The 14,448-nt window shown below is 66.1% G+C and carries 14 protein-coding genes; 3 read left to right on the forward strand and 11 right to left on the reverse strand.

The window, feature by feature from the left end; genetic code table 11:
• Complete coding sequence (locus tag AC3WLD_RS11280; RefSeq protein WP_492557057.1) at nucleotides 1-1,353, forward strand: sensor histidine kinase; 1,353 nt, start codon at nucleotides 1-3, stop codon at nucleotides 1,351-1,353.
• Here the strand turns inward: AC3WLD_RS11280 and AC3WLD_RS11285 are convergent.
• The 4 genes from AC3WLD_RS11285 to rpsD all read right to left on the reverse strand — a co-directional run bounded on the left by AC3WLD_RS11285 (nucleotide 1,294) and on the right by rpsD (nucleotide 6,596).
• Nucleotides 1,294-4,686, reverse strand: coding sequence for a trifunctional glycoside hydrolase family 18/polysaccharide deacetylase/glycosyltransferase family 2 protein (locus AC3WLD_RS11285; RefSeq protein WP_492557058.1), 3,393 nt, complete (start codon nucleotides 4,684-4,686; stop codon nucleotides 1,294-1,296). The two genes, AC3WLD_RS11280 and AC3WLD_RS11285, sit on opposite strands and share 60 nt — an antisense overlap.
• A gap of 297 nt (nucleotides 4,687-4,983) precedes the next feature.
• Nucleotides 4,984-5,520 carry a molybdenum cofactor guanylyltransferase gene (locus AC3WLD_RS11290; RefSeq protein ID WP_492557059.1) on the reverse strand — a complete coding sequence of 179 codons (537 nt, stop codon included), beginning with the start codon at nucleotides 5,518-5,520 and terminating at the stop codon, nucleotides 4,984-4,986.
• A gap of 100 nt (nucleotides 5,521-5,620) precedes the next feature.
• Nucleotides 5,621-5,830: a hypothetical protein gene (locus tag AC3WLD_RS11295; protein WP_492557060.1), complete on the reverse strand. Its 210-nt coding sequence runs from the start codon at nucleotides 5,828-5,830 to the stop codon at nucleotides 5,621-5,623.
• A gap of 151 nt (nucleotides 5,831-5,981) precedes the next feature.
• Complete coding sequence (gene rpsD / locus AC3WLD_RS11300) at nucleotides 5,982-6,596, reverse strand: 30S ribosomal protein S4 (RefSeq protein WP_492557061.1); 615 nt, start codon at nucleotides 6,594-6,596, stop codon at nucleotides 5,982-5,984.
• 220 nt (nucleotides 6,597-6,816) lie between these two features.
• On the opposite strand from rpsD, the gene AC3WLD_RS11305 reads away from it, so the two are divergent.
• A complete protein-coding gene (locus AC3WLD_RS11305; RefSeq protein WP_492557062.1) occupies nucleotides 6,817-7,131 on the forward strand; it encodes a chorismate mutase in 315 nt (104 codons plus the stop codon).
• Here AC3WLD_RS11305 and AC3WLD_RS11310 read toward each other — a convergent pair.
• The 6 genes from AC3WLD_RS11310 to rpiB form a co-directional block, all read right to left on the reverse strand.
• Entirely contained in the window at nucleotides 7,128-7,391 is a 264-nt protein-coding gene (locus AC3WLD_RS11310; protein WP_492557063.1) for a hypothetical protein, read from the reverse strand. The genes AC3WLD_RS11305 and AC3WLD_RS11310 overlap by 4 nt on opposite strands.
• Before the next feature lie 104 nt (nucleotides 7,392-7,495).
• Complete coding sequence (locus AC3WLD_RS11315) at nucleotides 7,496-8,221, reverse strand: RNA methyltransferase (RefSeq protein WP_492557064.1); 726 nt, start codon at nucleotides 8,219-8,221, stop codon at nucleotides 7,496-7,498.
• Nucleotides 8,218-8,709: a transcriptional regulator NrdR gene (gene nrdR, locus AC3WLD_RS11320; RefSeq protein ID WP_492557065.1), complete on the reverse strand. Its 492-nt coding sequence runs from the start codon at nucleotides 8,707-8,709 to the stop codon at nucleotides 8,218-8,220. The genes AC3WLD_RS11315 and nrdR overlap by 4 nt, the downstream gene beginning before the upstream one ends.
• The gene (locus tag AC3WLD_RS11325) at nucleotides 8,710-8,910 is read right to left on the reverse strand and encodes a hypothetical protein (protein ID WP_492557066.1); all 201 of its coding nucleotides are present in this window, start codon (nucleotides 8,908-8,910) and stop codon (nucleotides 8,710-8,712) included.
• 5 nt (nucleotides 8,911-8,915) lie between these two features.
• Nucleotides 8,916-10,223: a serine hydroxymethyltransferase gene (gene glyA / locus AC3WLD_RS11330; RefSeq protein ID WP_492557067.1), complete on the reverse strand. Its 1,308-nt coding sequence runs from the start codon at nucleotides 10,221-10,223 to the stop codon at nucleotides 8,916-8,918.
• Nucleotides 10,224-10,237: 14 nt separating this feature from the next.
• On the reverse strand, nucleotides 10,238-10,675 hold the full coding sequence (gene rpiB / locus AC3WLD_RS11335) for a ribose 5-phosphate isomerase B (RefSeq protein WP_492557068.1): 438 nt from the start codon (nucleotides 10,673-10,675) through the stop codon (nucleotides 10,238-10,240).
• Between the two features lie 165 nt (nucleotides 10,676-10,840).
• On the opposite strand from rpiB, the gene AC3WLD_RS11340 reads away from it, so the two are divergent.
• The gene (locus tag AC3WLD_RS11340) at nucleotides 10,841-12,424 is read left to right on the forward strand and encodes an MFS transporter (RefSeq protein ID WP_492557069.1); all 1,584 of its coding nucleotides are present in this window, start codon (nucleotides 10,841-10,843) and stop codon (nucleotides 12,422-12,424) included.
• A gap of 20 nt (nucleotides 12,425-12,444) precedes the next feature.
• Here AC3WLD_RS11340 and rpoD read toward each other — a convergent pair whose 3' ends face one another.
• Nucleotides 12,445-14,442: an RNA polymerase sigma factor RpoD gene (gene rpoD, locus AC3WLD_RS11345; RefSeq protein WP_492557070.1), complete on the reverse strand. Its 1,998-nt coding sequence runs from the start codon at nucleotides 14,440-14,442 to the stop codon at nucleotides 12,445-12,447.
• Nucleotides 14,443-14,448: the final 6 nt, after the last annotated feature.

Genomic DNA, 14,448 nt, shown 5'->3' on the forward strand with positions numbered 1-14,448 from the left:
TTGCGCCGGCTGCTCACTTCGACCGTTGCGCGGCTGGTCGCCGCGATCTTCCTTGTCCAGGTCCTGTCTGGAACGGCCGCGATCTACCTGCTGCGCACGCAGATGCTGCAGGTGGTGCAGTCCGACCGGGCGCGGCAGGTGCTTGACCTCCGCGACGATCTGCTCGCCGCTTACTATGAAGGCGGGCGGGAGCGGCTGGCGGAGACGATTAACGAAAGCCGAGGCGGCGTGTCCGACCCGCTGGTCTTCGTCAGCGTGACGGGTAGCGGGCCTGCGGTATCCAGCAATCTTGCCGCCCCGCTGGACGTCCCGGCGGACGGCGTCCTCCACGCGGTTCGTGTCCGCGAGAGCGGCGGGCAGGCCGACACCGAGGGCGTCGCCACCGGGACGCTGCTCTCGGACGGCTCGCGCCTGATCGTCGGGGCCTCGGCCGCGCCGGATCGCGGCTTTGACATTGCCTTTGCCGAGGCCTTGGGGCTGACCGTGCTGTTGACCGGCCTGCTCGCGCTCATTGCATCGCTGCTGGTCGGCTATGCGATCAGCCGTCGGACCCACGCGCTGGCGGAGACGGCCGAGGCGCTGGCGGCAGGGAATTTCGCTGTCCGTCTTCCCCACGAGCAGCGCGGCGACGGGTTCGATCACTTGCGCCAGCAGATGAACCTGATGGCCGAGCGCATCGGCTCGTTGCTCGACGAATTGCACTCGGTGTCGAGCGCGCTCGCACATGATCTCAAGTCGCCGGTTGCCCGGCTGCGGGCGTCGATCGACACGGCGATGGCCACGGTCGAGCCGGGGGCTGGGCTCGATGCGCTGCAACTGGCCCGCTCCGACGCGGAGGCGCTCGAGGCGATGCTTTCGACCGCGCTCGAACTCAGCCGGCTGGAAAGCGGGACCACGCCCGACCGCCGCACGGCGATCGACCTGGGCGAGGTCGCCGAAGACCTTGTGGAGCTCTACGAGCCGCTGGCGGAGCAATCGGGGATCAGCCTGTCTGCCGAAACCGCACCGGTGCGGGTCATGGCGGACCGCGAACTCCTCTCGAGAGCCTTGGCCAACCTGATCGACAACGCGCTGAAGTACGGCGGGGACCGGGTGACCGTGTCCGTCCGGCGGGACCCAGGCTTTGCAGTCCTTGCAGTATTGGACAACGGACCGGGAATCGAGGATCACGATCTTCACCGCGCGACCGAACGCTTCGTCAGGCTTGACAATGCGCGGACCCGTCCGGGTGCAGGACTGGGCCTCGCCATGGTCGCCGCGGTGGCGCGGCTTCACGGCGGCGCCATCGCGCTGTCAGGCCGGGACGACGGGGCGAGCGGGCTCGTCGTGGCCGTTCGGTTGCCGCTGGGGTAGCATGGCTGCAGCGGGCGCGGGCGTCGTGACGCTGCCGGTGCGCTCGAGCTTGCCCCATCCGATGCCGAGCCCCGCGATCGCCGCCCAGCAGGCCCTGATCACAACGCTGTACATCAGCTGCCGGTAGATGATGCGCTGGGCGATCAGCAGGATGGCCGGAACCCGCCGCTCGCGCACGTCGAGCCGGTACGCCACCCAGGCGCAGGCGAGGTCGATCGCGGTGAAGCAGGTCCAGTAAAGCGCCATCCGGAGTACGTCGGTCTGGGTCTGCGCCCAGCCGTGCTGGAGGATGCGAACCACCGTTCCGATGATCGAAACGAGCAGCGCGAGGTCGATCAGGGGGGAGACCACGGCGAACACGATCTGGAACAGCCAGGCTTGCGGGAAGCCGACGAAGGCGAGGCCGCCGGGACGTCCTTCGCGCAGGATCGAGCAGTGCTTCCACAAGCATTGCAGCGTCCCGAACGACCAGCGGAAGCGCTGCTTGGCAAGGGCGGCGAAGGTTTCGGGCGCCTCGGTCCACGCCACGGCGTCCTCGTCATACGCGACCTTCCAGCCCTTGCGCTGCACCGCAATGGTGAGGTCCTGGTCTTCGGCCAGCGTGTCTTCCGGATATCCTCCGACCGCTTCGAGCGCGCTGCGCCGCCACGCGCCGACTGCTCCGGGGACGACCATGATCGCATCGAACCGGGTGAGGGCGCGGCGTTCGAGGTTTTGCGCCGTCACGTACTCGATCGCCTGCCAGCGGGTCACGAGGTTGACGCGGTTGCCGACCTTGGCGTTGCCCGCGACGGCGCCGATCCTCGGGTCTGCGAACCAGCGGACAAGCCGTGCAATGCAGTCCGGTTCGAATTGGGTATCGGCGTCGAGCGCGACGACGATCTCGCCTCCCGCCAGTGCCATCGCCCGGTTCAGCGCCGAGGCCTTGCCGCCGTTGGTCAGCGTCAGCAGGCGGACGCGCGGGTCCGTCCCGAACGCTTCTGAAACGATCGCGCTGGTGCGGTCCTTCGAGCCGTCATCGGCGACGATGATCTCGAGATCCGGCCAGGTGCTCGCAAGGATCCGGCGAACGGAGGCCTCGATCACCTTTTCCTCGTTGTAGGCGGGGATGATGACGGTGACACTCGGCGTTTCGCCAGTGCCCGGCTTCGGCAGGGGAGGCTTGGCGGTTCGAGCGAGGATCGCCAGTCCCACCGCGCGGACGATGCCGAGCGCGATGGCAAAAAAGAATATCCAGTTGAGCGCGCCGATCGCCCCGCCGATCGCGAGGAAGGCGAACACGTCGGCGCGCACCATCGCCAGATCCACGCCTTCGACGCGCGGCATCACCGCATCGCGGTCCAGCCCGGCGAGAGTCGACGCTGGGACGAGCCGGTATCCGTCCGCCTTGAGCCTTTGGATGATCGCGGGCAGGGCGGCGACGGTCTGGGAACGGTCCCCACCGCCGTCATGGAGCAGGACCACGTTCGCGGAACGGTCGGGATCTGGGTGCTCGATCTCGGCGATGGTTTGCTGGACGATGGCATCGGTTCCGGGGCGTTTCCAGTCGCCCGGGTCGACGTGCAGGCCGACGACCGTGTAGCCGTGCTGCTGTGCGATCAGCGCGGGTCCCAATTCGTCCGCGGTCGTGGGTTCGGCGTCACCGAAGTAGGGCGCACGGAACAGGCGGGTGGAGCGGCCGGTGAACGCCTCGATCAGGCGTTGGGTCGCATTGAGCTCGAGGTTGATGCCGCCGTCGGCTTCTTCCGCCATGTTGGGGTGGGTGTAGCTGTGGTTGCCGATCTCGTCTCCGTCGGCCGCCATCCGCTTCAGCAGGCCGCGGTTTTCGACGCCGTTCTCGCCGATGATGAAGAAGCTCGCGGGGACGTGTTCGGACTCGAGGATCGACAGGATCTTCGGGGTCCAGACGGGATCCGGGCCATCATCGAATGTCAGCGCCACCAGCTTGTCGCGGGCACCGGTCCGCTGGACGACATAGGGCGTCGGCATGGCGCGATAGGTCTCGTCCCGAACCATGCGGCTCGCCGGATCGAGCGCAAGGCTGCGGCTGCCCGCGGATGGCGTTGCGGCAATGCGCAGGATCTCGCCTTGTCCTTCGACGTCGACATTGGTCTGCTGATTGATGCGCGTCAGATCGGGCAGGTCGCGGTGATTGCGCCACGCGCCGAGCACGGGCCAGAAGCCGGGGTCTTCGCTGCCCAGTCGCCACAGAGCGACGTTGCCGAGACCCAGCCGGCTCAGTTCATGCATCTGGTTCCAGCTCGATGCGGCGTCCAGCATCCAGACATCGTGACGGTGACTGTCGTCGAGGAACGAGAAGCCGACGTTGCTGCTGGCCTTGTCAAACCTGGGCAGTGCGCCGCTGTCGTGCGCGGCGAGCCACGCTTCCTCGGTGGTCAGCGCATCGGCCTTCCCGTCGTGCCAGTCGTATCCATAATTGCCGAGCGCGACGACCAGCTTGTCGTGCGGGATGCCGGCCATGACCCGGACCAGATTGTCGGCGAACCAGCCATCCGACGCGATCGGGCCGGGCGTGCCGCCTTGCCAGTGCTCGTCATAGGCCATCAGCACGACCTTGTCGGCGGCACCGGCGAGGGCAGCGGCCGGCCAGTCCGGGCTGTCGATCGGCATGGTGACGGCGACAACCCGCTGGCGCGGTGCGAGGGCGGCACGGGTCTCGCGGACGAGAGTAACGAGGTCTTTCTGGCTGCCTGCCGGAAGGTTCTCGAAATCGAACATGATCCCGGCGGAGCCGCTGCGCTCCACATAATCGGCGATCGACCGGACCAGCGCCGCGCGGCGGGCCGGGTCACGCATTACGGCTGCGGCGGTTCCGCCGGACCATACGCCATTGCTGGCGTTCTGCAGGACCGGAACCACCAGCGGATGATGCAGCGAAGCGGTCAGGATGCGGCGCATCTCGAGACTGTCGCTCGCCGCGAGGTGGCCCGCCGGGTCCAGCGACAGCAAGGTTGGCGCGATCCAGTCGAGCTGGTCGACATGCCGCTGCAGCGAGGGGACGCTCTCGTCGCTCCAGGTCGTGAAGAAGCCGATCGTCAATGGCTTGGCTGAGCTGTCCGCCAGCGGAGTTGCCGGCTTGCGCCCGTGGAGGATCTGGCTCGCGCGGTGGCGCAGGCGGCTGACCTGGGCCTTGAAAGGCAGGGGCGACAGCCGCTCGTACCCGATGGGCAGCGGGGCGGGATCGGGAACGTCCACCACCGTCGTTGCAAAGGCGATGCTCGCCAGGACCAGGAGAACGAGCGCAGTCAGCACTGTGAGCCGCGCCCTGCGGCGCCGCTGGCCGGTGGGATCGAGAAAGACTGGTCGGGCCAAACGCCGCATCCCGCTGTAGTGGGGTTGACGGTTCGGCCAAGGGGGCTTGGGACCTGGTTCGACATGGCCGAACCGTCGCAGCCCTTATCGGCGCTCCGGCCTGTCGGCAGGCTGGGCGCAATGTTACTGTTTGGTTAGGTCGATTTCAGGATCGGCGGGGCCAAGCCGTGGCCGTCAGCGGCTTGCGAAAAGGACTATTCCGGCGCTGTACAGTCGAGTTGCAGTATTGTCTGACGGGACGGGCAAGGTGGGAATGGCAGCACGAAATCCAGCCGGTGCGCAATACACGCTGGTCGGTCAGTTTCCGGTCCTTGCGGCCGCGCGTAGCGCCGCGAGGTCACTCGGCGTGTTGACGTTGGCCAGGCCTTCGGGAAGCGCAATGCCGGTCGCGCCGACCAGTTCTGCCAGCGCTTTCATCGAGTGTTTCCGATCGCTGATCAGCAGATCGGCGATCGCGGTCGACGCACTTGCAAGCCATAGCCCGACCACCGGCTGCGCCGCGACGAAGCGGGGCGGGGGAGACAGTCGTTCGAGCAGATCGTCGGGCAGGCCGATGCTGTCGACCCCGCAACTCAGAACAGACGCGTAGCCGCGCGCCTCGGCATGGCGGAGCGCGGCGGCGAGACCTGTCAGCGGACCTCCGCCGGGAGCCGGCCAGTCCGGTAACGTTTCGGCCGGCGCTTCCGTCCGGCCGACCACGACGACCACATCGCAAAGCGAGCGCAGGCGTTCCACCGCACGTTCGAGCAAGGTGCGATCGTCCAACATCGCCAGGGCCTTGTCGCTGCCAAAACGGGACGAGCGCCCTCCGGCGAGGACTGCGCCAAGGATCACGCCGGTGTCTCGAGCGAATGAACGAAGGGAGGAGCTTGTTGCACGCCCGGCAGCTAAGCGAACCCTTCGCTGTCCCGTCAAGGGCGCAGCTTGGCGACGCTCAGGCTGCCATGTCCTGCATGGGCTGCGCCGGGCTGGCCAGAACATCGTCGCCCAGCACTTCGAGACGTGTCCCGGCATACTGGTAGAACATGCCGGATCGGCTCTCGAGAAATCCGGCGCCGATGGCGCAGGCCTGCTGCTGGGCGGTGCGGAGATCGGCATACCACTTGCCGGCACGGTTGTCGGTGACGAAGCGATACATGGTCATGGCGTTTCAAATGCCACGACGGGGGTGAGGTTCCCGTGCGCACGGTCACTTCATGGTAAATATTTTTGTTTCCGAGTTTTCGGCTAACATACGAAAAAGGCGGGACTTTCGTCCCGCCTTCTGCGTCTGGCAATGATGCCGGAATGCCGGATCAGCGCGAGTAGAACTCGACGACCAGGTTCGGCTCCATCTTGACCGGATAGGGCACTTCGTCGAGCGTCGGGACGCGGACGAAAGTGATCTTGTCGGTGCCGTCGGGCGCGACATAGTCGGGCACTTCACGCTCGGGCAGGCTCTGCGCTTCGGCGATCAGGGCCATTTCCTTGGCCTTCTTGCCGAGGCTGACGACGTCGCCCGGACGCACGCGGCGGCTGGCGATGTTGCACTTCACGCCGTTCACGTAGATGTGGCCGTGCGACACGATCTGGCGGGCCGAGAAGATGGTCGGCGCGAACTTGGCGCGGTACACCACCATGTCGAGGCGCTGCTCGAGCAGGCCGATCAGGTTCTGGCCGGTGTCGCCCTTCATCTGGGCGGCTTCCTGGTAGGTGCGCTTGAACTGCTTTTCGGTCACTTCGCCGTAGTAGCCCTTGAGCTTCTGCTTGGCGCGGAGCTGGATGCCGTAGTCCGAAACCTTGCTCTTGCGGCGCTGGCCGTGCTGGCCGGGGCCGTAGCTGCGGCGGTTGACCGAGCTCTTCGGACGGCCCCAGATGTTTTCGCCCATGCGGCGATCGATCTTGTACTTCGACGAATTGCGCTTCGACATGGCGCTACCGTTCCTTCAATTTGCTGCGGCCGGCCGGTATGGCCAGCTTTCAACCCGGAACCGCACCATTCCGCCGTTCACGGAATGCGGCCACCGCTTCACCGGGGTGCGAGGCCAATTGCGAAGGCGCGCCCTAAGCAGAGGAAAGCGCCAAGGTCAAGCAAAACCAGGCATTCCCAGATGCTCGACAGGCGCGGCGCAAACCGCCATATCGCGAGCCATGTCACAGACGCTCGATCCGGACGATTGCCGGACCATGATCGATGTCCGCGCCGGCGTGGACCAGCTCGACCGCCAGCTTGTCGAACTCCTGGCCCGCCGCTTCGGCTACATGCGTGCTGCTGCCCGGATCAAGTCCGAGCGATCGCAGGTCCGCGACGAAGAACGCAAGGCCCAGGTCATCGCTGCCGCTCGCGCAGCAGCGTTCGAACTGGGCGTGCCCGTGGGCCTGGTCGGCGACTTCTGGGAGCGGCTGGTCGAAGCGTCCATCGCCTATGAAATGCAGGCGTGGGAGCGGAACAACGCGGGCGATTAGAGCCCGTTGTTCATCCCGCCGGCGCGCTTCGAATCCATCGCACGCTCGGCATTCTCGCCATTGGTGCCATCGATCTGTGCCCATTCCGCGCGGGTCATACACATGCGCTTGCGCATGTTCGAGCCGGTGGTGGCGACCGAGCGGCAGACCTTCTTGTCGGCCGCAGCCACTTCGCTCTTGGCAGCGGGCTGGGTTGTTTCGGCGAGAACCGGAGTGGCGGCGAAGGCAAGGGGAAGAAGCGCGAGGCGGAAAGAAATCACGATTTGTCCTGACTTTACTGCAATGCAGCGTGCATTATCGCGTTATTGCCGGGATTGTCGATACGGTTTCGAACGCAACGAATCACGGTTTTCGACGAACGACTTTACGCCTCGCCGTCATCCGGACGCCGCCTCATGGCGCTGAGCACGCCGCGCATGGTCCGCACCTCGAGGTGGTTCCAGCCCGGCTTGGTCAGCATGTTGCGCAGGGTGCGCCGGGTCGCCGCGGCGCGACTGGGCGGGCGGAAATACCCGCGCGGGGCGAGCAGCTCCTCGAACTGCGCAATCATGCCGTCGAGCTCCTCCTGCGGGGCAGGGGGGAGCAGGTACTCGATCGTAGGCTGTGCCAGCGCCTGTGTCTTGGACCATTCATAGGCGCAGAGGATGACCGCCTGGGCAAGGTTCAGCGAGCCGAACTCCGGGTTGATCGGGACCGTGAGGATCGCCCGCGCCACGGCGACGTCGTCGGTTTCCAGGCCTGACCGCTCCGGCCCGAACAGCAGCGCGCTCCGGCCAGGATGGCGGACAATCTCTCCAGCCGCCTGCTCCGGCGTCACGACCGGCTTGGTGACGCCGCGCTTGCGCACGGTGGTAGCGTAGACATTCGTGCAGTCGGCAATCGCCTCGCCGAGCGTCTCGAAGACCTGCGCCCGCTCGAGCACGATGTCCGCGCCCGAGGCGGCCGGACCGGCGCTGGGATTGGGCCAGCCATCGCGCGGTGAGACCATGCGCAGCTCGGTCAGCCCGAAATTGAGCATCGCGCGCGCGGCCTTGCCGATGTTTTCCCCAAGCTGAGGGCGAACGAGGACAATTACGGGTGGCAGGCTCATTCGCCTCCGACCTCGCGCCCGCTCATTTCCTGGACACTGCTGGCGAATTCCTCGAAGTCGCGGGCCTCGGTGAAGTCGCGATACACGCTGGCGAAGCGGATGTAGGAAACGCTGTCGAGCTGGCGCAGGCCATCCATCACCATCTCGCCGATGGTCTGGCTGGCGATCTCGCTTTCGCCCATCGTCTCGACCTGGCGCTGGATGCCGGAAACGAGCTGGTCGATCCGCTCCTGCGAGATTCCGCGCTTGCGGACGGCAAGCGCGACGCTGGTTTCGATCTTGGTGCGGTCGAACGGCTCTCGCCGCCCGTCTTCTCCCTTGACGCCGCTTTTGACCACGGTGATCTCGCGCAGCTGAACCCGTTCGAAGGTCGTGAACCGCGCCCCGCAAGCCTCGCACTGGCGGCGCCGGCGGATCGAGGTGTTGTCCTCGCTCGGCCGGCTGTCCTTTACCTGGCTGCTGTCATGGGCGCAGAACGGGCAGCGCATTCAGCGCTTGATCCGCTGCCAGAACGCAAATCCGCCGCCGACCACCATGCCGAGCGGGATCGTCACCACCGGCAGCAGCAGACCAGCCACCGCGCCGATGGCAACACCGGCGAGCACCGGCTTGGTCGAGGGATGGGCCATGCCCTGCTTCGCCATGCCGGCGGCTTCTTCCTTCGCGCGCTGGGGCAGATCGTTGCTCATGTGCTTTATACCTCGGAATAGATGGGGAAACGGGCGCAGAGTTCTTCGACCCGGGCGCGGACCCGGGCTTCGACCTGGCCGTCGCCATCATCGCCGTTGCGGCTCATTCCGTCGACAACTTCCGCGATCAGTTCGCCGATCTGGTTGAACTCCTCGACGCCGAAACCGCGGGTCGTGCCCGCCGGGGTGCCGAGCCGCACGCCGGACGTGACGAACGGCGAGCGGGTGTCGAACGGGATCCCGTTCTTGTTGCAGGTGAGGTAGGCGCGGTCGAGGCCCTTCTCGGCCGCCTTGCCGGTGACGTTCTTGGGCGTGAGATCCACCAGCATCAGGTGGTTGTCGGTGCCGCCAGAGACGATATTCAGGCCCTGCCGCTTGAGGCTTTCCGCCAGCGCGCGAGCGTTGTCGACGATCTGATGAGCGTAAGCCTTGAATTCAGGCCGCAAGGCCTCGGCGAAGGCGACAGCCTTGGCCGCGATCACATGGACCAGCGGGCCACCCTGCAGGCCTGGGAACACCGCCGAGTTGAACTTCTTGGCGAGGTCCTCGTCGTTGGTGAGGATGATGCCGGAGCGGGGGCCGCGCAGCGACTTGTGAGTCGTGCTGGTGACCACGTGGGCATGGGGGAAGGGCGAGGGGTGCGCGCCGCCGGCAACGAGGCCGGAGAAGTGGCTCATGTCGACCAGCAGCCACGCGCCCACCTCATCGGCGATCTCGCGGAAGCGCTGGAAATCCCAAACGCGCGAATAGGCGGTGCCGCCGGCGATGATCAGCTTGGGCTTGTGCTCGCGGGCGATGCGAGCAACCTCGTCCATGTCGATCAGGTGATCGTCGGCGCGCACGCCGTAGGACACCGGCTTGAACCACTTGCCGCTCATGTTGACCGGCGAGCCATGGGTGAGGTGCCCGCCCGAATTGAGGTCGAGCCCCATGAACACGTCACCCGGCTGAAGCAGGGCAAGGAACACCGCCTGGTTCATCTGGCTGCCCGAATTGGGCTGGACGTTGGCGAACTGGCATCCGAACAGCGCCTTGGCCCGCTCGATCGCCAGCGTTTCCACAACGTCGGCGTATTCGCAGCCGCCGTAATAGCGCTTGCCCGGATAACCCTCGGCATACTTGTTGGTGAAGATCGAGCCGGTGGCCTGGAGCACTGCACGGCTGGTGATGTTCTCGCTCGCGATCAGCTCGATCTTGGTCTGCTGGCGCTTGAGCTCGTTCTCGATTGCGGCGAAGACTTCGGGGTCCGCGCTGGCGAGCCCTTCTGTGAAGAACCCGGGCTTGCGGATGGCGGGAGCGGCGAGGGTGCTCATCGGTCTGGGATCCTTCAGAAGCTGGGGCTGGAGAGCTTGGCGACGCGGCCCGTGTGGCGGCCGCCGCCGAATTCGGTGGACAGGAACGCGTCGAGGCAGGCCTTGGCCATGTCCTCGCCGGTCAGGCGCGCGCCCATGGCGATCACGTTGGCGTCGTTGTGTTCGCGGGCGAGGGCGGCGGACAGCGGTTCGGAGACAAGTGCGCAGCGGCAGGCCGGCTCGCGGTTGACGGCGATCGAGATGCCGATGCCGGACCCGCACAGCGCGACCCCGCGCTCGGCCAGGCCCTCGGCAACGACCGAGGCGAGCTTGTATCCATAGTCCGGATAATCGACACGGTCGGCCGTCTCGGGGCCGAGATCGGCAACCTCGTGGCCGAGGCCGATCAGGTACTCGCGAAGGACCGCCTTGAGGTCCACGGCGGCATGGTCGGAAGCAATGGCGATACGCATGGCGCGCCCATACTGGCAGGCGCGGTGAGATGCGAGTCCTTAGACTCGCCCGCGCATACGACTGCGGATCGGGCGGGCAGCTTGTCGCGGAGGCGGCCTCGTGCAAAACATTCACGGCGGCGGTCGAGGAAAACAAGCGAGGCGCCGCGAAGGGGAGGTCGCATCATGGTTCTGCGGGACCGGTCCAGCATGCTGTTGTTCTGGCTGGGGACGGCCGCAGTGGTCGTCGGCGTGGTGCTCCACCTGCCGATGTACTGGATGGGCCGGATGGACGGCTTTCGCCTGTCGGGCATGATGATGGACGCGGAAATGATCATCGGCATGGGCCTGATCGTCGCCGGCATCGTCATGTCGATCGTTGGCATGCTTCCCCGGAACATTGCCGCGCAGGTCGAGGCGTCGCGCCACATCAGCGTGGCCGCGCCCGAGGATGCGCCGCTCTCGTCCGCGCACTGGGGCTTGATGGCCGCGCTGGTCATCGCGCTGGTGATCGACGTCATGAAGCCCGCCTCGCTCGGCTTCATCATGCCGGGGATGACCGCGGAATACGGAGTGCCGAAGTCCACCGCCGCGCTGGTGCCGTTCGCGGCGCTGACTGGCACCGTCACCGGCTCGATCCTGTGGGGCATCGCCGCCGACATCTATGGCCGCAAGGCGACGATCATGCTTTCGGCGATCATGTTCGTCGGCACCTCGATCTGCGGGGCGATGCCATCGCTGTGGTGGAACATCGTCATGTGCTTCCTGATGGGTGCGGCCGCCGGCGGAATGCTGCCGGTAACCTACGCCCTGCTCGCCGAGATCATGCCGAGCCGCCACCGCGGCTGGGCGCTGGTGCTGGTGGGCGGGCTGGGCGCGGCGGGGGGCTATTTCGCGGCGAGCGGGTTCTCGGCGTGGCTCGTGCCCGAATGGAGCTGGCGGATCCTCTGGCTGATCAACCTGCCAACCGGGCTGATGCTGCTGGCACTCGGCCGGTTCATTCCGGAATCGGCCAAGTACCTGTTGGCCCGCGGTCGCCGGGCAGAGGCGCGCGCGGTGATGGACCGCTTCGGGACGCAGAGCCACACCCACGGAGACGAGGAAGAGGACGTCGACTTCGCGCCGGTGCATATCGAGCACGGCCAGCATCAGGGCGGCATCTGGTCGCCGGGCGTTGCGGGGGTTACCGCAGCGCTGAGCACGATGGCGCTCAGTTGGGGGCTGATCAATTTCGGCCTGCTGCTTTGGCTGCCGGCGGATCTCGTCGCGCGCGGGGTGCCGATGGCGGCGGCATCGAGGCTGATTGCCGAATCGGCGCTGATCGCCTTCCCCTTGGCCTTCGCCGTGTCGCTCACCTACAGCCGGTGGAGCACCAAATGGTCGCTGGCGGCAACCGGCGCGCTGACGATGGTCGGGCTTGCGGGCGTTCTCGCGCTCGACATGGGACTCGGAATTTCGCCGATCCCGGTGCTTGCGCTACTGATCGTGGGCACGAACGGGATGCTGGCGATCCTGCTGCCCTATGCAGCGGAAAGCTATCCGCTGCGCATCCGCGGCAGGGCGACCGGCTGGGTTGCCGCGCTGAGCAAGGCCGGCGGCCTGATGGCACAGGGACTGAGCATCACAGCGCTGGTCCCGCCGCTCGGCGTCGCAGCGGCCATCGTAGCGGCACCGCTGCTGCTGTCACTCGGGTTGGTGGCGGTGTTCTGCCGTGAAACGCGAGGGATCGATCTCAGGACGGTGGATCGGCAAGTGCCCGGCTCCGCCTGACACGCGAAGCCCAAGGCCGCTCACTGATCGAGGAACGAGCGCATCTTGCGCGACCGGCTCGGGTGCTTGAGCTTGCGCAGCGCCTTCGCCTCGATCTGCCGGATACGTTCGCGGGTGACCGAGAACTGCTGGCCGACTTCCTCGAGCGTATGGTCGGTGTTCATGCCAATGCCGAAGCGCATGCGCAGCACGCGTTCCTCGCGCGGGGTGAGGCTGGCAAGGACGCGGGTGACCGTTTCCTTGAGGTTCGCCTGGATCGCCGCATCGACCGGGATGATCGCGTTCTTGTCCTCGATGAAATCGCCGAGGTGGCTGTCTTCCTCGTCGCCGATCGGCGTTTCGAGGCTGATCGGCTCCTTGGCGATCTTCATCACCTTGCGGACCTTTTCGAGCGGCATGGAAAGCCGCTCGGCCATTTCCTCCGGCGTAGGCTCGCGGCCCTGCTCGTGGAGGAACTGGCGGCTGGTGCGGACCAGTTTGTTGATCGTCTCGATCATGTGGACCGGGATGCGGATGGTCCGCGCCTGGTCGGCAATCGAGCGGGTGATCGCCTGCCGGATCCACCACGTTGCATAGGTCGAGAACTTGTAGCCGCGGCGATACTCGAACTTGTCGACCGCCTTCATCAGGCCGATGTTGCCTTCCTGGATCAGGTCGAGGAACTGCAGGCCGCGGTTGGTGTATTTCTTGGCGATCGAGATCACGAGACGCAGGTTCGCCTCGACCATTTCCTTCTTGGCGATGCGCGCCTCGCGCTCGCCCTTCTGGACCATGTTGACGATGCGGCGGAACTCGCCGAGCGACATGCCTGTGGCGCTGGCGATGTCGGAGATTTCGGCACGAATACGCTCGACCCCGCCGGCCTCGTTGGCGGCGAACGCGGCCCACTTCTTGTCCTTGCCGGCCATCGATTCGAGCCATGCGTCATCGAGCTCGCGCCCGACGTAGCTGTCGAGGAAGTCCTTGCGGTTGACCTTGTGGCGTTCGGCCAGACGCAGCATCTGCCCGCCCAGCGCGGTCAGCCGGCGGTTGAAGGCATAGAGGTTGTCGACCAGGTATTCGATCTTGGTCGCGTGGAACTGCACGCTTTCGACCTGCGCGGTGAGGTCTTCGCGCAGCTGCTGGTAGGTCTTTTCCTTGGTCGCCGGAAAATCGATGCCAAGCCCGAGCGAATCGAGGCGTTCGGCCTGGATCTTCTCGAACCGGCGGAACAGCGAGGTGATGGCGGCGAACTTCTCGAGCGCCTCGGGCTTCAGCTGCGCTTCCATCTGTGCGAGGGAGAGGGTGTTGTCCTCTTCCTCTTCCTCGACCGGGCGGCGGGCACGGCGTTCGATGCCGTCCTCGTCCTCTTCGTCGGCGTCGACCGATTCTTCCTCGGGCTCTTCCTCTTCCTTGAAGGTCGGGCCGGCGGTGGCCGCGCTGATCTCCGGTTCCTCGTCCGAATCTTCGTCGGGCAGGTTCTCGGGCGCCTTCGACAGCATCGCGTCGAGATCGAGGATCTCGCGCAGCTGCATCTCGCCGGCGTTAAGCGCTTCGGACCACTGGATGATCGCGTGGAAGGTGATCGGGCTTTCGCACAGGCCCAAAATCATCGTGTCGCGGCCGGCCTCGATGCGCTTGGCGATGGCGATTTCGCCCTCGCGGCTGAGCAACTCGACCGCGCCCATCTCGCGCAGGTACATGCGCACGGGATCGTCCGTGCGCTCGATCGTTTCCTTCTTCTTTTCGACCGTGGGACGATCGGTGCCGATGGGATCCGGCTCGTCGATATCGTCGTTCGCCTGCTCTTCAGGATCCTGCGCGTCTTCGTCGCTTTCGACGATGTTGACGCCCATCTCCGAGATCGCGGCCATGATGTCCTCGATCTGCTCGGACGACATCTGGTCCTGGGGCAGGGCCTCGTTCAGTTCGTCATAGGTGATGATCCCGCGGCGCTTGGCGCGCGCGATCAGCTTCTTGATCGAAGCGTCGTTGAGGTCGATCAGCGGTGCGTCACCACCGTCCTGCTTGTCGGTCATCTAGTT

The organism is Novosphingobium sp. FW305-C-111, from assembly GCF_058783565.1.

Bases quoted from the DNA above. Each gene is read 5' to 3' on its own strand.
- rpsD (WP_492557061.1), bottom strand. From the start codon at position 6,596: ATGTCGAAGCGCAATTCGTCGAAGTACAAGATCGATCGCCGCATGGGC.
- AC3WLD_RS11305 (WP_492557062.1), top strand. From the start codon at position 6,817: ATGTCACAGACGCTCGATCCGGACGATTGCCGGACCATGATCGATGTC.
- nrdR (WP_492557065.1), bottom strand. From the start codon at position 8,709: ATGCGCTGCCCGTTCTGCGCCCATGACAGCAGCCAGGTAAAGGACAGC.
- AC3WLD_RS11340 (WP_492557069.1), top strand. From the start codon at position 10,841: ATGGTTCTGCGGGACCGGTCCAGCATGCTGTTGTTCTGGCTGGGGACG.
- AC3WLD_RS11325 (WP_492557066.1), bottom strand. From the start codon at position 8,910: ATGAGCAACGATCTGCCCCAGCGCGCGAAGGAAGAAGCCGCCGGCATG.
- AC3WLD_RS11295 (WP_492557060.1), bottom strand. From the start codon at position 5,830: ATGACCATGTATCGCTTCGTCACCGACAACCGTGCCGGCAAGTGGTAT.
- rpoD (WP_492557070.1), bottom strand. From the start codon at position 14,442: ATGACCGACAAGCAGGACGGTGGTGACGCACCGCTGATCGACCTCAAC.
- AC3WLD_RS11315 (WP_492557064.1), bottom strand. From the start codon at position 8,221: ATGAGCCTGCCACCCGTAATTGTCCTCGTTCGCCCTCAGCTTGGGGAA.
- rpiB (WP_492557068.1), bottom strand. From the start codon at position 10,675: ATGCGTATCGCCATTGCTTCCGACCATGCCGCCGTGGACCTCAAGGCG.
- glyA (WP_492557067.1), bottom strand. From the start codon at position 10,223: ATGAGCACCCTCGCCGCTCCCGCCATCCGCAAGCCCGGGTTCTTCACA.